The sequence below is a fragment of the Actinoallomurus sp. CA-142502 genome, from assembly GCF_050936355.1.
In the GTDB taxonomy this organism is placed as follows: Bacteria; Actinomycetota; Actinomycetes; order Streptosporangiales; family Streptosporangiaceae; genus Actinoallomurus; species Actinoallomurus iriomotensis.
Genome location: NZ_JBNJMY010000001.1, coordinates 4,155,414 through 4,173,374, shown reverse-complemented (window position 1 = coordinate 4,173,374; position 17,961 = coordinate 4,155,414). Strand labels below are relative to the sequence as shown.

Here is a 17,961-nt window from a genome sequence, read left to right as displayed (position 1 = left end):
ACCCGGCGCGACACGCCGTGCCGGCGCTCCGACAGCAGGGCGCCCTCGGCCGGGTCATCGGCCACTTACTCGGCCGATCCCACGCCTCAGGAGACCGAGCGACTCGATCTCGCCGAACAACGCGCCGCCCAGCAACAACCCGCCTACACGACCGCGCCCCAGGCCGGTTGCCTTTCGCCGGCTGGGGAGGAGTTTTCGGGAGCGGTCGTGGCACTCAACGAAAGCCGGAGATCAGGCCGTCAGGGCGTCAACGGCCGTCGCCGCGATCGACTCCAGCGCGGCACGGTCGGCACCTCCTTGGGCGGTCACCCGGATCCCGGCGATCACGGCGTTGAGGAACCGGGCCAGGTCACCCGAGTCCCGCGTGAAGGTGATGTCCCCGGCGCGCCGGCCGATCTCGATGACGGTACGGAGCGCCTCCAGCCGCCGGGCCAGGTCCCGCTCCAGCAAGGCGGCGATCTCCGCGTCACGCCCGGCGAACTCGACGCCCGCCGCCTCGCTGCCTCGCTGCCTCGCTGCCTCGCTGCCTCGCTGCCTCGCTGCCTCGCTGCCTCGCTGCCTCGCTGCCTCGCTGCCTCGCTGCCTCGCTGCCCCGCTGCCCCGCTGCCCCGCTGCCCCGCTGCCCCGCTGCCCCGCTGCCCCGCTGCCCCGCTGCCCCGCTGCCCCGCTGCCCCGCTGCCCCGCTGCCCCGCTGCCCCGCTGCCCCGCTGCCCCGCTGCCCCGCTGCCCCGCTGCCCCGCTGCCCCGCTGCCCCGCTGCCCCGCTGCCCCGAGCGAGGCTTGCGCGTGGTGTGGGCCGGTGGCAAGGGGAGCGGGACTTTCTGGTGGGTGGTCGAGGAGTGTCGTTGGTTACCGGACGCCGGCTTCCTTCATGTCGCGGAGTTCGCGTTTCAGTTCTTTGATCTCGTCGCGGAGGCGGGCGGCGACTTCGAACTGGAGTTCTTCGGCCGCGTGATGCATCTGCTGGGTCATCTGGTCGATCAGGGATTCCATCTCCTCGCGCGGGCGTTCGCCGACCAGGTCGGCGGCGTGGCGGCCCGTGCGCTTGGCGGACAGGCCCGGGACCGGGGCCTTGCCGCGGCTCTGCTGGCGGCCGGCGCCGATGAGCTCTTCGGTGTCGGCGTCTTCGCGGGCCAGCATGTCGAGGATGTCGGCGATCTTCTTGCGGAGGGCGGTGGGCTCGATGCCGTTCGCCTCGTTGTAGGCCATCTGCTTGGCGCGGCGGCGGTTGGTCTCGTCGATCGCGCGTTCCATCGACGGGGTGACCTTGTCGGCGTACATGTGGACCTGGCCGGACACGTTACGCGCCGCGCGGCCGATCGTCTGGATCAGTGACGTCTCCGACCGCAGGAAGCCCTCCTTGTCGGCGTCGAGGATCGACACCAGCGACACCTCGGGCAGGTCGAGGCCCTCGCGGAGCAGGTTGATGCCGACCAGCACGTCGAACTCGCCCAGCCGCAGCTCGCGCAGGAGCTCCACCCGGCGGAGCGTGTCGACCTCGCTGTGCAGGTAGCGCACCCGGATGCCCAGCTCCAGGAGGTAGTCGGTCAGGTCCTCGGCCATCTTCTTGGTCAGCGTGGTGACCAGGACCCGCTCGTCGCGGTCGGCTCGCACCCGGATCTCGTGGACCAGGTCGTCGATCTGGCCCTTGGTCGGCTTGATGACCACCTCCGGGTCGACCAGGCCGGTCGGGCGGATCACCTGCTCGACCACGTCTCCCCTGACGCGCCCCAGCTCGTACGGTCCCGGCGTCGCCGACAGGTAGATCGTCTGGCCGATCCGTTCGAGGAACTCCTCCCACTTGAGTGGCCGGTTGTCCTGCGCGCTCGGCAGCCGGAACCCGTGGTCCACCAGCGTGCGCTTACGCGACATGTCGCCCTCGTACATCGCGCCGATCTGCGGCGTCGTCTGGTGCGACTCGTCGATCACGAGGAGGAAGTCCTCGGGGAAGTAGTCGAGGAGGGTGTTGGGCGGGGTGCCGGGGCCACGGCCGTCGATGTGGCGGGAGTAGTTCTCGATGCCGGAGCAGGTGCCGACCTGCCGCATCATCTCGATGTCGTACGTGGTGCGCATCCGCAGGCGCTGGGCCTCCAGCAGCTTGCCGTGCCGCTCCAGCTCGCCCAGGCGCTGCTCGAGCTCCTGCTCGATGCCCTTGATCGCCCGCTCCATCCGCTCCGGGCCGGCGACGTAGTGGGAGGCGGGGAAGATGTAGAGCTCGTCGTCCTCGGTGACGACCTCGCCGGTCAGCGGGTGCAGGGTCGCGAGCTTCTCGATCTCGTCGCCGAACATCTCGATGCGGACGGCGAGCTCCTCGTACTGCGGGATGATCTCGACCGTGTCGCCGCGCACCCGGAACGTGCCGCGGGTGAACGCCAGGTCGTTGCGGGCGTACTGCATGCCGACCAGGCGCCGCAGCAGCTCGTCGCGCTCGATCTCGTCGCCCACGCGCAGCCGCACCATGCGGTCGACGTACTCCTGCGGGGTGCCCAGGCCGTAGATGCACGACACCGACGCGACCACGATCGTGTCGCGGCGGGTCAGCAGCGAGTTGGTCGCCGAGTGCCGCAGCCGCTCCACCTCGTCGTTGATCGAGGAGTCCTTCTCGATGTAGGTGTCGGTCTGCGGGACGTACGCCTCGGGCTGGTAGTAGTCGTAGTAGGAGACGAAGTATTCGATCGCGTTGTTCGGCAGCATCTCCCGCAGCTCGTTGGCGAACTGCGCGGCGAGCGTCTTGTTCGGCTGCATGACCAGCGTCGGACGCTGGACCTTCTCGATCAGCCAGGCCACGGTCGCGGTCTTGCCGGTGCCGGTGGCGCCCAGGAGCACCGAGTCCTTGTCGCCCCGCTTGACCCGTTGCTCGAGCTCGCCGATCGCCTGCGGCTGGTCGCCGGACGGACTCATGTCGGTGACGACCTCGAAGGGCGCCACCTTGCGCTGAAGATCGGTGACAGGCCGCACGCTGTTTCCTCCGGTGAGTCTGTGGTCGCCGCCCAGAGGGGGCGGCGAAGCGGACGGCTCCCCCGGCCGCCCGTGTATGTCAACCGTACGACCCGCCGGTGACATTCCGGTGCGGCTCTCGCGGACTCCCCGGCGGTCACCGTAAAGTAATCGGAACGTCACGCTCCGTCAAAGCGCCGGAGGTCGTCATGGCCCACCGCATCGCCGCCCTCGTCTCGGCTCTGCCCCTCACCTATGCCGGCATGGCGTTCGTCCCGGCCGCGCGACAACCGGCGGGCGTGGCCGACATCGCGCATCGGGGCGCCTCCGCGCACGCCCCGGAGAACACCCTGGCCGCGTTCCGCGAGGCCAGGGCCGCGTACGCCGACTACTTCGAGCTCGACGTGCAGCAGACGCGCGACCACGTGCCGATCATCATGCACGACGCGACACTGGGCCGTACGACCGATGCCGAGAAGGTGTTCCCCGGCCGGTCGCCGTGGCGGGTCGGCGACTTCACGCTCGCCCAGGTCAAGCGGCTCGACGCGGGGTCGTGGTTCTCCCCCCGGTACGCGGGCGAACGCGTCCCCACGCTGGCCGAGACGCTGCGGGAGATGGAGGGCAGCGACATGAAGCTGCTCCTGGAACTCAAGAATCCCGCGCTCTACCCGGGCCTGCCCGGCCGCGTCGCGGACGAGCTGCGCGCCCAGCCCGGCTGGACGCTCCCGGACCGTACGGTCGTGCAGAGCTTCGACTGGCCCTCAGTGGAGAGCTTCCACCGGCTGCTCCCCTCGGTGCCGACCGGCGTGATCGGCACCCCCACCGCCCGGCAGCTGCCCGCCGTCGCCCGCTACGCCGGCTACGTCAACCCGCGCTACGACACCGTCACCGCCGCCTACGTACGCGCGGTGCACGCCCGGCACATGAAGGTCTTCGCCTGGGTCGCCGACAGCCCGGCGACCGTGCGGCGGCTGATCGTCGACAGGGTCGACGGGATCGTCAGCAACCGCCCCGAGGCCGTGCCGCACTGACCCCGAGCGGCCCCAGGGCGCGTTGAGGCGGAAAGGGGCGCGTTCTGGTGTCGTGCACCGTCCACCGGCGAGAACGCGGCGAGGTGCCCTCCTCAACGCCGTACAGAAGGGTCCGGGGCGACGCCCTCCGCCGTCAGGCCGCGCGGCGGGCCAGCTCGGCCCACAGGTCGTCCACCTGTGCCGCGAGTGACTCCAGCGTGCCGGAGTTGTCGATGATCCGATCGGCGATCGCCCGGCGTCGTTCCCGGGTGGCCTGGGCGGCGATGCGGGCGCGCGCCGCGTCCTCGGTCATGCCGCGCAGCTCCGTGAGCCGCCGTACCTGCTCCTCGACCGGGGCGTCAACGACGACCACGAGGTCGTACAGGCCGGCCAGGTCGTTCTCGGTGAGCAGCGGCACGTCGTAGACGACGATGGCGTCCGCGGGCGCCTCGTCGACCAGCTCCTGCATCCGCCGCCCGACGAGCGGGTGCACGATCGCGTTGAGGCGTGCGCGGCGGGCGTCGTCGGCGAAGACGATCTCGCCCAGCCGCTCGCGGTCCAGCCCTCCGTCCGGGAGCAGGATCTGCTCGCCGAACTCCTCCACGACCGCGGCCAGACCGGGCGTGCCGGGCTCGACCACCTCACGCGCGACCGCGTCGGCGTCGACCAGGACGGCGCCGAGCGCGACCAGCCGCCGCGACACCTCGCTCTTGCCCGAACCGATGCCGCCGGTCAATCCCACTCTCAGCACGAGGCGAGAGTACTCATTCCGCCGCCTCCGCGGCCACGAGGGGTTTGCGCATGTGGACGAGCATCAGGTGGTCGGCGACCCGCTCCCGGTGCGTCTCGCCGTACCCCAGATGCCGGTAGAGCCGAAGGTTTGACTCGCTCAGGTGACCGGTGAACAGCACGCAGGCGTCGGCCCGCCCGGCCGCCTCCTCCTCCAGGGCGCCCATCAGCGCCCGGCCGATGCCCCGGCCCTGCAGGTCGGGGGCGACGACGAGCCGGCCGACGAGGCAGGTCCGGTCGTTGAACCGGCCGCGCACGGACCCGGCGATGCGCGTGCCGAGGACGGCCTTCAGCACGAGCGAGCCGGCGATCATCTCGCGCACCTGGTCGATCGACTCGACCAGCGGCGGCAGGAACGGGTCGCCGTGCAGCTGCGCCTCGGTCACGTACGCGGCGCGCTGGAGGGTGAGGATCTCCCCCGCGTCCGCCTTCTCGGCCCGCTCGATCCGCACGTCGTCCATGGGCGCTCAGCCTACGACCCGTACGGTGGCCGCCAGCACCGACCGGTGCGGGCCCGTCACGGTGTCGCCCAGCCCCAGGTCGCCGGTGCCGAAGATCGAGACGACGGCGCCACCGCCGGCGGCGCGCAGGTCGCCCTGCCCGGTGATCTGGTCCGCCTCCGGCCCGCCGTTCGCCGTGTCCAGGTTCCCCGCGATCACGGTGTGCGGGGCGCCGCTCCACGCCTGGAGGAGCCTGCCGATCTCGGCGAGCCGGGTCCGGGTGCGGCCGGCGCCGTGCTGGACGTCCACCGACCACACGTCGGCCGTACGGCCGCCGCCGGCGTCGACCCGCGCCCAGACATAGCCGCGCGCCTGCGGACCGGCGCCCACGGGCAGCCGCCCGTTGCCGGTCGCCTTCACCGGGAGCCGGGACAGCACGGCGTTGCCGTACTGCTGGTCGGCGGCCGGTCCCCACACGAGCCGCATGCCGAGCCGGCGGGCCAGCCAGGAGCCGACGTCGGCGGTTCCCGACAGCGGCCAGCCGCGGCCGACGGACTGCAGCGCGACCACATCGGCGTGCTGCGCCTCGATGGTGCGGGCGACCGCCTCCGGGTCGAGCCGCCCGTCGGCGTCGACGGCCTGGTCGATGTCGTAGGCCGCGAGCCGGAACGTCCCGGGCTGCGCGGCCGTACGAGAGGTCTCCGGGGCGGTCATCGCGTACGCGGCCGGCACGACGAGCAGCACCAGCGCCCCGCCTCCGGCGCCGAGCGCACGCGCCCACGACCGCGCGGGCAGCGGGCCGCCGCGCGCCGCCGCGATCGCCGAGAGCAGGCCGAGGACGATGCCGGCCGCGCCGGGCAGCACCTTGTTCGGCAGCGGGAGCGGTTCGGTGTAGTGCGCCTGGTACGGCAGCAGGATCAGGGTGGCGAGCAGGCCGCCCACCGCGACGCCCAGGTCGATGCGCCAGGCACGGCCGCCGAGGTCGCGCGGACGCGGCGGCGCCGAAGCGGCCCCGGCCGGTACGGGCACGCGACGGCCGCGGTAGCCGCCGCGGCGCAGCGGCACCCGGCAGGCGACCGCGAGCAGCCACGCCGACAGCACCTGGCCCGCGACGACGACCACGACCGCGACCACGCCGGTCAGCCCGTACCGTCCGGTCACCGCGCCCGCGCCCACGCCCAGCAGGGCGCCGCCGAAGACGCACACGCCGCCCGGTACGGCCGCGACGGCCAGGCCGGAGGACAGGAACGCCAGCGTGAGGGCCTGCGCGGCGAGGACGACCGCGCCGGCGACCGGCAGCGACAGCCATCCGCTGGAGGCCGCGAACGCCGGGCTGGCCAGCACGAGGATCTGCAACGCCAGGAACGGCCCGAGCGCCGCGGCGCCGAGCGCGTCACGCCAGCCGATCGCGGGCGCCTCGATCGGCGGCACCCGCGTCTGCCGTACGAGGGTGAACGCTCCGGCACCGACGATGATCAGGCAGGCCAGCCACGGAAGGACGCCACTGCGGGCCGCCGGGTCCCAGGTGCCGAAGGCCAGGGACAGCGCCGTGTCACCGGTCAGCCCGGCGACCACGGCCACCGCGAACCCGGTGCCGGACAGGCCACGCGCCGTCTCGTACAGGGCGGTGAGGGCGAGCATGCCGAACGCGGCCCCGGCCAGCGCCAGCCACAGCGCGGCCGGCAGCGCCTGCGTGGCGAGCCGTACGGCGAGCAGGCCGCCGACGCCGGCCACCAGCAGACCGCGCGGCCCGGCCACGGCGCGTGCCACGGGGGCCAGGAAGCCGGCCAGGCTGACGATCACGATCGCCGCCGCGGCGGTGACCGCGCCGGAGGCCGCCGCGAAGTGACCGAACGAAGGGAACGCGGCCCGCAGCACCTCGGTCAGCACGGCGACGGTCACCGCGATCAGCAGAATGCGGGAGAACTCCTGCGGAACGACCGGGGGCCCCGCCGATCCGGCGGGACCCCCAGGACGTACGCGTGTGTCGGAATCGACCATATGCGGTTATTTAACTCCGCTTACTCCTGGCCGCCGGACAGCTTCTCGCGCAGGGCCGCGAGGGCCTCGTCGGACGCCAGCGCGCCGCCCGTGTCGCCGCCACCGCCGGGCTGGTCGCCCTCGGTGTTGTACGACTGCGGACCGGCCGCCTCGGCCTCGGCCTTGCGGGCCTCCTCGACCTGCTTCTTGTGGGCGTCGAAGCGGGCACGCGCCTCCGCGTACTGCCGCTCCCACGTCTCACGCTGCTGGTCGAAGCCCTCGAGCCAGTCTCCGGTCTCGGAGTCGAAGCCCTCGGGGTACTTGTAGTTGCCCTCGGCGTCGTACTCGGCCGGCATGCCGTAGAGCGTCGGGTCGAACTCCTCGTCGGTGAACGTCCCGCCACCCTCGTTGGCCTGCTTCAGCGAGAGGCTGATGCGGCGCCGGTCGAGGTCGATGTCGATGATCTTCACGAAGATCTCGTCGCCGACCTGGACGACCTGCTCCGGGATCTCCACGTGGCGCTCGGCCAGCTCGGAGATGTGCACCAGGCCCTCGATGCCCTCCTCGACCCGGACGAACGCGCCGAACGGCACCAGCTTGGTGACGCGACCCGGCACGACCTGGCCGATCTGGTGGGTGCGGGCGAACTGCTGCCAGGGGTCCTCCTGCGTCGCCTTGAGCGACAGGGAGACCCGCTCGCGCTCCATGTCCACGTCGAGAACCTCGACGGTGACCTCCTGGCCCACCTCGACGACCTCGGAGGGGTGGTCGATGTGCTTCCAGGACAGCTCGGACACGTGCACCAGACCGTCGACGCCGCCGAGGTCCACGAACGCACCGAAGTTGACGATGCTGGACACGACGCCCTTGCGGACCTGGCCCTTCTGAAGCGTGTTGAGGAAGGTCTGGCGGACCTCGCTCTGAGTCTGCTCCAGCCATGCGCGGCGGGACAGCACCACGTTGTTGCGGTTCTTGTCCAGCTCGATGATCTTCGCCTCGAGCTCGCGCCCGACGTACGGCTGAAGGTCGCGCACTCGGCGCATCTCCACCAGGGACGCGGGAAGGAAGCCGCGCAGCCCGATGTCGAGGATCAGGCCGCCCTTGACGACCTCGATGACCGTACCGGTGACGATGCCGTCCTCGTCCTTGATCTTCTCGATCGTGCCCCAGGCGCGCTCGTACTGAGCGCGCTTCTTGGACAGGATGAGCCGACCTTCCTTGTCCTCCTTCTGGAGGACGAGGGCCTCGACGTGGTCACCGACCTTGACGACCTCGTTCGGGTCGACATCGTGCTTGATGGACAGCTCTCGCGAGGGGATGACGCCCTCGGTCTTGTAGCCGATGTCGAGCAAGACCTCGTCTCGGTCGACCTTGACGACAGTGCCTTCGACAATGTCGCCGTCGTTGAAGTACTTGATGGTCTCGTCGATCGCCGCGAGGAAGGCTTCCTCGGACCCGATGTCATTGACCGCTACCTGCGGGGTACTCGAGGTGGCCTCGGTGCTGCTCGTCATGTGTGGGATGGCTCCGGATACGGACATGCGTAGTTGCGTGTGTTGCGCGGAGGGCCAGTTATCGTCCCTGCCGATGAACCGGCGATGTGACCAGTCCGATGTCGACTTGACCGAGCGCGAGCCTGCTCTGTCCGAGGCGCGCACAGGCCCACAGCGCAGCGATCAGGATATGGGAGGCCATGGGCAGCGGTCAATCTCGAGAGTGGTCAGTAGGGGCAGGCCCACTCCTTGTAACGCGTGTAGAGGTAGATCATCTTATCCTGCGGGAAGGCGATCGTGGCCGGGTTCCCGTCGGAGGTGTACCGCTTGTCGGGATTCTTCGCCAGCCACTCCAACCACGCCGTCGAACAGTACTGCTTGCAGTCATCTTCTTTGATCTTTTCCTTGTCCCGGATCCGCGGGATCTGCCGCGGGTCGAAGGAACTGGCGTACGGCGAGTCGGCGGGCTTCCACCCGGCCAGGAACATGCCCGTGAAGTTCCACGGCACCGGCTTGGTGCCGTGCTGGGCCCAGTCGAGGTGTGCCTCCGACAGCGAGCCGAACGGGAACGCGAAGGTGGTCGCCGGCTTGCCGGTGGCGCTTTCGATCATCTGCTCGTCGGTGCCGATCTCCTTGGCCACCTCCTCATGGCTCATCGTGCGCATGTCCTTGTGGTTGGTCGTGTGGTTCGCGATCTCGAACCCGTTGCGGACCAGCCAGCGCATCGTCTCCACGCCCGGCTTGGAGCCGCCGTAGAACGGGTCGCGGTTCACGAAGAACGTCGCGACCGGACGGAACCCGGGATTCTCCTTCGCCACCCGCTGGATCACCCCGATCGCCGTGTCGGGCTTGGGGTTCCCCGCGCCGTCGAAGTCGGCGTGCGTGATCGACCCGTCGTCGAAGGTCAGCACGACGGGATGCCGGCCCGCCGGGATGTCGATCTGGCCTTTGACGAACTCCGCCGCGGTGATCGGCACATAGCCCTGCTTGGCCATGCCGGTGAACTCGTCGTACAGGTCCTTGGTCGAGCGGTCGAGCGAGACCTGCGGCTTGGCCATCACCCGGTGGATCATCAGGATCGGGACCATGCCGAGCTCGTTCGCGCCGGCGGCGCGAGCCGCGGCCGCCGCCTTGGCCATGTTGAACGGCGGCGCCTTCTTCTTCTGCGGCTGCTTGCGCGGCACGGCCGCGGCCGTCCTGGACGCCCCCGCGTGGACCGCCGCACCACCGGCGGCGGGCGCGTTGGCGCGAGGCTCAGCGCCCCCATGCCGGTCACGGGGGGCCACGAAGCCCACCACCACGGCGATCACGATCAAAGCGGCGGCCAGTTTGTCGAGATGCGGCACGGTTGTCCCCTAGCGATCCTGCACGCGGTGCCCACAAGAGCCTGCTCAGGGTTGCTTCCCGCTACCACGATCATGTAACCGCTCGGCTACTTACGGTGAAGGTCTGGATTACGGCGAAGAAGACCCGTCCGCACTCCCCCGGGTCATGGCCACCGCCAGGCCTCGGGGTCAGTGGCCGGCTTCGTGCCAGGTGCGGCCGGTGCCCATCGAGACCTCCAGCGGCACGCGCAGGTCGTACGCGGCGCCCATCTCGCGGGTGACCAGGTCACGCAGAGTGTCCAGCTCTCCCTCGGCCACCTCGAAGATCAGTTCGTCGTGGACCTGCAGCAGCATGCGGGAACGCAGGCCCTCGTCGCGGAGCGCGCGGTCGACGCGCAGCATGGCGACCTTGATGATGTCCGCGGCCGAGCCCTGGATCGGCGCGTTCAGCGCCATGCGTTCGGCCATCTCACGGCGCTGGCGGTTGTCCGACGTCAGGTCGGGCAGGTAGCGGCGGCGGCCCATGATCGTCTCGGTGTAGCCGTCGCGGCGGGCCTGGGAGACGATGTCACGCAGGTAGTCGCGGACGCCGCCGAACTGCTCGAAGTACTCCTCCATCAGCCCGCGGGCCTCGTCCGGGGTGATGCGCAGCTGCTGGGACAGGCCGAACGCCGACAGGCCGTACGCCAGGCCGTAGTTCATCGCCTTGATGCGCGACCGCAGCTCACCGTCGATCTGCTCGGCCGGCAGGTCGAACACGCGCGACGCCGTGACCGTGTGGAAGTCGATGCCCGACCCGAACGCGTCGATCAGCGCCTCGTCACCGGACAGGTGGGCCATGATCCGCAGCTCGATCTGGCTGTAGTCGGCGGTCAGCAGGCACGCGAACCCGTCGCCGACCACGAAACCCTCGCGGATCTGACGGCCCTCGGCCGTGCGGATCGGGATGTTCTGCAGGTTGGGGTCGGCCGAGGACAGCCGCCCCGTCGCCGCCACCATCTGCCCGAAGGTCGTGTGGATGCGCCGGTGCTCGTCGGCCATCGGGATCAGCGAGTCGACCATGCTCTTGAGCTTGGCCACCTCACGGTGCCGGAGCAGCGCCTCCAGCACCGGATGGGCGGTCTGGGCGTAGAGGCTGGTCAGCGCCTCGGAGTCGGTGGTGTAGCCGGTCTTGGTACGGCGCGTCTTGGGCAGCCCCAGCTCGTCGAAGAGGATCTGCTGGATCTGCTTGGGCGAGCCGAGGTTGAACTCGCGGCCGATCGCCTCCCAGGCGGCCTCCTCGACCGACTTGACCTCGCCGCCGAACGTCGCCGACAGCCGCGCCAGGTAGTCGATGTCCAGGGCGACGCCCAGGCGCTCCATGCCCGCCAGGACCTCCACCAGCGGCATCTCCACGTCGCGCAGCAGCGCCACCGCACCGCGCCGCTCCAGGTCCTTGTCGAGCGCCTCGGCCAGGTCCACCACCGCGCGGGCCCGTACGACCAGGTCGAAGGCGGCCTCCTGCTCGCCGGAACCGTCGAGGGTCAGCTGGCCGCTGTCGTCGGCCTCCTTGCGCAGCTCGCGGTGGAGGTAGCGCAGCACCAGGTCGCCCAGGTCGAACGACCGCTGGCCCGGCAGGGCGAGGTAGGCGGCCAGAGCCGTGTCGCTGGTCAGCCCGCCGAGCTCCATGCCCCGCGCCGCGAACGCCAGCATCGGACCCTTCGCGTCGTGCATGGCCTTCGGCTGCTTGGGGTCGGCCAGCCACGCGGCGAGCGCCCGCTCGTCCTCCTCGGGCAGCTCCACCGGGTCGAGGTACGCGCCCACACCCGCCTGGGTGGCCAGCGCGACGCCGGTGATGTCTCCGGTGCCGCGCCCCCACGCGCCGGTCACCGCGACGCCGACGCGCCCGGGACCGCTCGCGTGCTCGGCCAGCCACGCGGCCACCTCGCCGGGGCCGGGCCGGGCCATCTCGACCTCGAACCCCTCCTCGGCCTCCGGCTCGACCGCCGACAGCGTCGCGTAGAGCCGCTCGCGCAGCACGCGGAACTGCAGCGTGTCGAACAGCGTGTGGATCTCGTCGCGGTCCCACTGGCCCAGCGTGAGGTCGGCGGGCCCCCGGTCGAGCGGCACCTCGCAGTCGAGCTTGTTGATCTGCTGGTTGCGCAGGACGTCGCCGAGATGCTCGCGGAGATTCGCGCCGGCCTTGCCGGTGATCTCGTCGACGTGCGCGACCAGCTCGTCCAGGCCGCCGTACTTGGTGAGCCACTTGGCCGCGGTCTTGGGCCCGACCCCCGGCACGCCCGGCAGGTTGTCGCTGGTCTCCCCCACCAGCGCGGCCAGCTCCCGGTGCCGCTCGGGCGGCACGCCGTACTTCTCCTCGACCGCCGCCGGCGTCATGCGCGCCAGGTCGGACACGCCCTTGCGCGGGTAGAGCACCGTGCAGTGCTCGCCGACGAGCTGGAAGGCGTCACGGTCGCCGGTGACGATCGAGACCTCCATCCCCTGCCCGACGGCCTGGGTGGCCAGCGTCGCGATCAGGTCGTCGGCCTCGTACCCGGCCACCGACAGCCGCGGGATGCGCAGCGCGTCGAGCACCTCGAAGATCAGGCTGATCTGGCTGCGGAAGTCGTCCGGCGTCTCCCGCCGGTTCGCCTTGTACTCGACGTAGGTCTCGTGGCGGAACGTCGGCTCGCTCCGGTCGAAGCACACCGCCACGTGGGTGGGCCCCTCGTCCCGCAGGACGTTGATCAACATGGACGTGAAGCCGTACACGGCGTTGGTCGGCTGGCCCGTCGTCGTCGAGAAGTTCTCGATCGGCAGGGCGAAGAACGCCCGGTACGCGAGCGAGTGCCCGTCCATGAGCAGCAGGCGGGGAGTTTCAGGGGTCGCTTCCGTCATCACCACGCAGGCAGCCTAGCCTTCGCCTAGGACAATTCAGAGCAGGCCGAGAAGGTCACTGGAGGTTTCGTGGACGACGCGAGCGCGATCGCGCCCGGCGAGCTCGATCTGAACGCGTACGAGGGACTCCCCAAATCGATGGGGATCGAGATCACCGAGGCGTCCGCCGAACGCGTCGTCGCGCGGATGCCGGTCAAGGGCAACACCCAGCCGTACGGGCTCCTGCACGGCGGCGCCTCTTGCGTCCTCGCCGAGACCATCGGCTCGGTCGGCGCGACCCTGCACGCCGGACCCGATCGCATCGCGATGGGCATCGAGATCAGCGCGAGCCATCACCGGTCCGCCTCGGAGGGGTACGTCACCGGCGTCGCGACCCGGCTGCACGGTGGGCGCACGCTCGCCACCTACGAGATCGTCATCACCGACGACCGTGATCGCCGGATATGCACGGCACGTCTCACATGCGCGGTCCGCGATCGGCCGTAAATTTCTCGTTCCGGCCACCCCTCGGTGACCTGCGGGTTCGTCGTTCGTGGCCGAATCGTTTCCGATCGAGGCCCAACGGGTATGCCCCAGACTTTGCACCCATCACACCAGTCTCGCTACCGTTGCACCGTAAGAGCCCGGAGCGCTGAGTAGAAAACGTACCGCCGGGCCTGTGCAGGGCCGGGGAAGGCCTGCATGGGCCCACCGGCGGGACGGCACCAAAGGCGCTCCGGGCTCATCGCATTCCGGTCGCGATTCGGCGAAGTTCATCGCCCCGCGGGCCCGCGCTCGTCTACCGTCGCGCTGTGCATCGCCCCCTGCGCCGGCTGTCCGCAACGACGGCCCTGCTCGCGGCCGCCGTCCTCACGCTCGCCGGCTGCGGCTCGCCGGCCCGCCACTACGAGATCCCGCCCCAGCCGGTGCCCAGCGGCGAGACACCGCTGTCCGGCCGTACCTCCGCGATCGGCGAGGTCACCTACACCGTCATCGGCCTCCGGACCGAACTCGGCGAGGTCATCGGCTCACACGGAAGCTGGATCCCCCACGGCCAGTACGTGCGGGTGCGGCTCCTCATGGTGAACAACGGACGCGAACGCCACGACTTCGAGCCCGGTCGGCAACTCCTCGTCACCACGGACGGCAGGACGTACGCGCCGAACACCGACGCGATGCAGATCTCCCGCGCGGTCTCCGGCACGCAGACCATCGCCTCGCACGAGCTGTGCGCCTTCGACCTGTGGTTCGACGTCCCGAAGAAGGCGGCCGTCCGCGCACTGCGCGTCTACGGCGACCCCTCATCGTCCCGGCTGGGCGACCAGCTCAAGAACGCTCCGGCCGCGGGCGCCAGGAACCCCGTCGACATCCTCCTGAAATAGACCGGGTGGCGGCCGCCACTGCGGCCACCACCCGGCAGGAGGTCAGATCGCCGACTCGGCTCCGCCCCCGAGGTACGCCGCGCGCACCTGCGGGTCGTCCAGCAGCTCACCGGCCGGAGCCGACTTCACCACCGCACCCGTCTCGAGCACGTACGCCCGGTGCGCGATCTGCAGCGCCTGCTGCGCGTTCTGCTCGACCAGCAGCACCGTGGTGCCACGCCGGTTGATCTCCTGGATGATCGAGAAGATCTGCTGGATGAGCTTGGGTGCCAGCCCCATCGACGGCTCGTCCAGCAACAGGACCTTCGGCTGGGTCATCAGCGCGCGACCGATGGCGAGCATCTGCTGCTCCCCGCCGGACATCGTGCCGCCGGCCTGGTCCTTGCGCTCCGCCAGCCGGGGGAACAGGTCGAAGACCTCCTTGAGGTCCTTCTCGACATTGCCCTTACGCGCGTACGCGCCCATGAACAGGTTCTCGGTGACCGTCATGCCGGGGAAGATCCCCCGGCCCTCCGGCGCCTGCCCGATGCCCATGAGCACCCGCTTGTGCCCGGCCACCTTGCTGATGTTCCGGCCGCCGAACACGATCCGCCCCGACGACAGCGGACGCAGACCCGAGATCGTCTTCAGAGTCGTCGACTTGCCGGCGCCGTTCGCGCCGATCAGCGTGACGATCTCGCCCTCGTCGACGTCCACGGACACGCCCTTGAGGGCCGCGATCTTGCCATAGTGGACGTGGATGTCCCTGATCTCAAGAAGCATCGGCAGGAGCCCCCAGATACGCCTCGATGACCCGCGGATTGTTCTGGATGTCGGCCGGCAGACCCTCCGCGATCTTCTGGCCGAAGTCCAGCACGGCGATCCGGTCGCTGATGCCCATGATCAGGCTCATGTCATGCTCGATCAGCAGCACGGTGCGGCCCGCGTCGCGGATCCTGCGGATGAGCCCCTGCAGGGCCTCCTTCTCGGTCGGGTTCATCCCCGCCGCCGGCTCGTCGAGCAGCAACAGCTTCGGGTCCGTCGCGAGAGCCCGGGCGATCTCCAGCCGCCGCTGGTCGCCGTACGGGAGGTTCTTGGCCGTCTCATGGATGCGGTGCCCGATGCCGACGAACTCCATGATCTCTTCGGCCTTCGCCCGGCCCTGACGCTCCTCCCGGCGGTGCCAGGGCAGCCCCAGAGCCGCCCCCGCCAGGCCCGTACGGTGGTTCGCGTCCGCGCCGACCATGACGTTCTCCAACGCCGACATGTTGTGGAACAGCCGGACGTTCTGGAACGTACGGGCCACGCCGCGCTTGGTCACCTTGAACCGCTTCTGCCCGTCGATCCGCGAGCCGGCGAAGACCACCCTGCCCTCGGTCGGCCGGTACACCCCGGTGACCACGTTGAACACGGTCGTCTTCCCCGCGCCGTTCGGACCGATCAACGCGAAGATCTCACCCTCGTCGATCGTCAGGTCCAGGCCGTTGATGGCGACCACACCACCGAAGCGCATCGTCACGCCCCGCAGATCCAGCACGGGACCCGCGGCGCCCGCCGCCGTGTGACTCATTCGCTCACCTCACCGGCTGCGACGGTGGCCGGACCGGCCACCTCGGCCCCCATGGATCCCATGCCTCCCGAACCCTCGGCGAGCTCCGCCTTACGCCGCCGCGACGGCAGCAGGCCCTCCGGCCGGAAGACCATCAGCAGCACCAGCACCGCACCGAAGACGAGGACGCGGTACTCCTGGAGCCCACGGATCCGCTCCGGGATCCAGGCCACGAGGAACGACCCGAGGATGACACCGGGAAGGTTCCCCGAACCGCCGAGCACGACCGCCGCCAGGATGGTCGCCGACAGGATGAACGGGAAGTTCGTCGGAATGATCGACACCGCCTGCGAGGCGTACACGACACCGGTCGCCCCGCCGATCGCCGCGCCGATCGCGAACGCCGCCAGCTTGAACTTGAACGTCGGCACGCCCATCAGCTCGGCCGCGTCCTCGTCCTCCCGGATCGAGGCCCAGGCCCGGCCGACCCTGCTGTTCTCCAGACGCTTCACGAAGATGATCGCCAACACGATCACGAGCAGCATCAGGTAGTAGTACGGCTTGCCGTCCAGCGCGCCGTACTTGAACGGCTGCACACCGCCGATGCCCAGCGCGTCGAACAGCCCGTTGTCCGGGATCGTCCACTCCGAGAAGGACGGCGGATGCGGGATGCCGCCGATGCCGTTCGGCCCGCCGATGTAGTTGGTGTTGTTCGCAGTGATCCGCACGATCTCACCGAAGCCCAGCGTGACGATCGCCAGATAGTCACCGCGCAGCCGCAGCGTCGGCGCGCCCAGGATGATGCCCGACAGCGCCGACAACACGATGCCGACCAGCAGGATCTCCCAGAAGCTCCAGCCGAACTTCACCCCGAACACCGCCATCGCGTAGCCGCCGATGGCGAAGAACGCGACATAGCCAAGGTCGAGCAGGCCGGCCTGGCCCACCACGACGTTCAGCCCGATGCCGAGCAGGATGTAGCCGCCGATCGGGAAGAACAGCAGCGTCGGCCAGTCCGTGTACGGCGACATGAAACTGCCGATACCGTCCGCCGGAAGGAACAGCGCGAGGACGATCAGGACCGCGTAGACGAGCCAGCGCACCCACGAGGGAGCGCCCGACCAGCGGTCACGAATCGAGTCGGTCGCCGAGGAGTACGCGCCGCGTACTCGAGTGAGCGGGTTTCCAGAAGAGGAATCGTTCATGCGCGCGCCTGTTGGAGAGACTCACCGAGAATTCCGGTGGGACGGAACATGAGGACCAGCACCAGAACGCTGAATGCCACGACATTCTGCCATTCCGAGCCGAAGATCGCCGAGCCGTACATTTCGAAGAGCCCGAGGACGATACCGCCGACCAGCGCGCCGCGCAGGTTGCCGATACCGCCGAGCACCGCCGCGGTGAACGCCTTGATGCCCAGCAGGAACCCGACGTCGAACCGGGTCTCCTCGAACCGCAGCATGTAGAGCGCCGCCGCGACACCCGCCATGGCACCGCCGATCGCGAACGTCGCGGTCACGATCCGGTCGATGTTGACGCCCATCAGCACCGCCGTCTCCGGGTCCTGCGCGGTCGCGCGGATGCCGCGGCCCAGCTTCGTACGGTTCACGAAGACGTCGAGCAGCACCATCATCAGCACCGCGCCGACGATCACGATGAGACGGTCGTTGGAGAGTTCGAAGCTTCCGATGTGGATCACGTCGGACTTCTCCACGAAGTGGCCCTGGATCGGGAGCGCGCCCTTCTCCTTCGGCAGGTCGAACGCCCAGGGCACGACGATGCGCGCGAAGAGCTGCTGCAGGAACAGCGACGCGCCGATCGCCGAGATGAGCGCCGCCAGGCGGGACGCCCCGTGGCGACGCAACGGCCGGTATGCCACGTACTCGAGGATCACCGCGCTGCCGCCCGAGGCCAGTCCACCCGCGACCGCCAGGACGATCAGCAGCCCGACCAGCGCGAAACCACCCACGTTGGACGGCATGCCGAACAGATGAAGCATTCCCAGCACGGCGAACGTGCCGATCATGAAGATCTCGGAATGCGCGAAGTTGATGAGACGAAGAACGCCGTAGACCATCGTGTAGCCGAGTGCCACCAGTGCGTAGATCGCGCCCAGGGACAGTCCGTCGATGGTGTACGGCCAGAACTGGCTGATGAGGTTGTTCAAGTTGATCGCCTTCGCCGCAGGAGCGGGAGCGCGGTGCGCTCCCGCTCCTGGCGTT

Annotated in this window: 15 protein-coding genes; 3 read left to right on the top strand and 12 right to left on the bottom strand. The window is 70.0% G+C overall.

Annotated features, from left to right (window positions below; translation table 11 throughout):
- Nucleotides 1-231: 231 nt before the first annotated feature.
- Complete coding sequence (locus tag ACQEV1_RS20185) at nt 232-450, bottom strand: hypothetical protein (protein WP_433395178.1); 219 nt, start codon at nt 448-450, stop codon at nt 232-234.
- A 398-nt stretch (nt 451-848) separates the two neighbouring features.
- Nucleotides 849-2,957, bottom strand: coding sequence for an excinuclease ABC subunit UvrB (gene uvrB, locus ACQEV1_RS20180; RefSeq protein ID WP_433395176.1), 2,109 nt, complete (start codon nt 2,955-2,957; stop codon nt 849-851).
- 188 nt (nt 2,958-3,145) lie between these two features.
- Between uvrB and ACQEV1_RS20175 the strand changes: the two genes are divergently transcribed.
- Nucleotides 3,146-3,967: a glycerophosphodiester phosphodiesterase gene (locus ACQEV1_RS20175; protein WP_433395174.1), complete on the top strand. Its 822-nt coding sequence runs from the start codon at nt 3,146-3,148 to the stop codon at nt 3,965-3,967.
- A gap of 133 nt (nt 3,968-4,100) precedes the next feature.
- Here the strand turns inward: ACQEV1_RS20175 and coaE are convergent, their stop codons facing one another.
- The 6 genes from coaE to polA form a co-directional block, all read right to left on the bottom strand.
- The gene (coaE, locus tag ACQEV1_RS20170) at nt 4,101-4,697 is read right to left on the bottom strand and encodes a dephospho-CoA kinase (protein ID WP_433395172.1); all 597 of its coding nucleotides are present in this window, start codon (nt 4,695-4,697) and stop codon (nt 4,101-4,103) included.
- Between the two features lie 13 nt (nt 4,698-4,710).
- On the bottom strand, nt 4,711-5,196 hold the full coding sequence (locus tag ACQEV1_RS20165; RefSeq protein WP_433395171.1) for a GNAT family N-acetyltransferase: 486 nt from the start codon (nt 5,194-5,196) through the stop codon (nt 4,711-4,713).
- Nucleotides 5,197-5,202: 6 nt separating this feature from the next.
- Nucleotides 5,203-7,176 carry an endonuclease/exonuclease/phosphatase family protein gene (locus ACQEV1_RS20160; protein WP_433395170.1) on the bottom strand — a complete coding sequence of 658 codons (1,974 nt, stop codon included), beginning with the start codon at nt 7,174-7,176 and terminating at the stop codon, nt 5,203-5,205.
- A 20-nt stretch (nt 7,177-7,196) separates the two neighbouring features.
- The gene (gene rpsA, locus ACQEV1_RS20155) at nt 7,197-8,669 is read right to left on the bottom strand and encodes a 30S ribosomal protein S1 (RefSeq protein WP_285566376.1); all 1,473 of its coding nucleotides are present in this window, start codon (nt 8,667-8,669) and stop codon (nt 7,197-7,199) included.
- Between the two features lie 206 nt (nt 8,670-8,875).
- Nucleotides 8,876-9,994: a polysaccharide deacetylase family protein gene (locus ACQEV1_RS20150; protein ID WP_433395167.1), complete on the bottom strand. Its 1,119-nt coding sequence runs from the start codon at nt 9,992-9,994 to the stop codon at nt 8,876-8,878.
- 168 nt (nt 9,995-10,162) lie between these two features.
- Nucleotides 10,163-12,850 carry a DNA polymerase I gene (gene polA / locus ACQEV1_RS20145; RefSeq protein ID WP_433405932.1) on the bottom strand — a complete coding sequence of 896 codons (2,688 nt, stop codon included), beginning with the start codon at nt 12,848-12,850 and terminating at the stop codon, nt 10,163-10,165.
- A gap of 138 nt (nt 12,851-12,988) precedes the next feature.
- Between polA and ACQEV1_RS20140 the strand changes: the two genes are divergently transcribed.
- Complete coding sequence (locus ACQEV1_RS20140) at nt 12,989-13,336, top strand: PaaI family thioesterase (protein ID WP_285567170.1); 348 nt, start codon at nt 12,989-12,991, stop codon at nt 13,334-13,336.
- Between the two features lie 305 nt (nt 13,337-13,641).
- Entirely contained in the window at nt 13,642-14,211 is a 570-nt protein-coding gene (locus tag ACQEV1_RS20135; RefSeq protein ID WP_433395165.1) for a DUF4352 domain-containing protein, read from the top strand.
- Nucleotides 14,212-14,253: 42 nt separating this feature from the next.
- Here ACQEV1_RS20135 and ACQEV1_RS20130 read toward each other — a convergent pair whose 3' ends face one another.
- The 4 genes from ACQEV1_RS20130 to ACQEV1_RS20115 are packed head-to-tail and all read right to left on the bottom strand — an operon-like array spanning nt 14,254 to nt 17,906.
- Nucleotides 14,254-14,973, bottom strand: a complete 720-nt coding sequence (locus tag ACQEV1_RS20130; protein ID WP_285566382.1) for an ABC transporter ATP-binding protein — start codon at nt 14,971-14,973, stop codon at nt 14,254-14,256.
- On the bottom strand, nt 14,963-15,760 hold the full coding sequence (locus tag ACQEV1_RS20125; protein ID WP_285616750.1) for an ABC transporter ATP-binding protein: 798 nt from the start codon (nt 15,758-15,760) through the stop codon (nt 14,963-14,965). Before ACQEV1_RS20125 ends, ACQEV1_RS20130 begins: the two co-directional genes overlap by 11 nt.
- Entirely contained in the window at nt 15,757-16,944 is a 1,188-nt protein-coding gene (locus tag ACQEV1_RS20120; RefSeq protein WP_285616752.1) for a branched-chain amino acid ABC transporter permease, read from the bottom strand. Before ACQEV1_RS20120 ends, ACQEV1_RS20125 begins: the two co-directional genes overlap by 4 nt.
- On the bottom strand, nt 16,941-17,906 hold the full coding sequence (locus tag ACQEV1_RS20115; RefSeq protein ID WP_285616754.1) for a branched-chain amino acid ABC transporter permease: 966 nt from the start codon (nt 17,904-17,906) through the stop codon (nt 16,941-16,943). Before ACQEV1_RS20115 ends, ACQEV1_RS20120 begins: the two co-directional genes overlap by 4 nt.
- Between the last annotated feature and the right edge of the window lie 55 nt (nt 17,907-17,961).

Bases quoted from the DNA above. Each gene is read 5' to 3' on its own strand.
- ACQEV1_RS20175 (WP_433395174.1), top strand. From the start codon at position 3,146: ATGGCCCACCGCATCGCCGCCCTCGTCTCGGCTCTGCCCCTCACCTAT.
- ACQEV1_RS20165 (WP_433395171.1), bottom strand. From the start codon at position 5,196: ATGGACGACGTGCGGATCGAGCGGGCCGAGAAGGCGGACGCGGGGGAG.
- ACQEV1_RS20160 (WP_433395170.1), bottom strand. From the start codon at position 7,176: ATGGTCGATTCCGACACACGCGTACGTCCTGGGGGTCCCGCCGGATCG.
- rpsA (WP_285566376.1), bottom strand. From the start codon at position 8,669: ATGACGAGCAGCACCGAGGCCACCTCGAGTACCCCGCAGGTAGCGGTC.
- polA (WP_433405932.1), bottom strand. From the start codon at position 12,850: ATGACGGAAGCGACCCCTGAAACTCCCCGCCTGCTGCTCATGGACGGG.
- ACQEV1_RS20140 (WP_285567170.1), top strand. From the start codon at position 12,989: ATGGGGATCGAGATCACCGAGGCGTCCGCCGAACGCGTCGTCGCGCGG.
- ACQEV1_RS20130 (WP_285566382.1), bottom strand. From the start codon at position 14,973: ATGCTTCTTGAGATCAGGGACATCCACGTCCACTATGGCAAGATCGCG.
- ACQEV1_RS20125 (WP_285616750.1), bottom strand. From the start codon at position 15,760: ATGAGTCACACGGCGGCGGGCGCCGCGGGTCCCGTGCTGGATCTGCGG.
- ACQEV1_RS20120 (WP_285616752.1), bottom strand. From the start codon at position 16,944: ATGAACGATTCCTCTTCTGGAAACCCGCTCACTCGAGTACGCGGCGCG.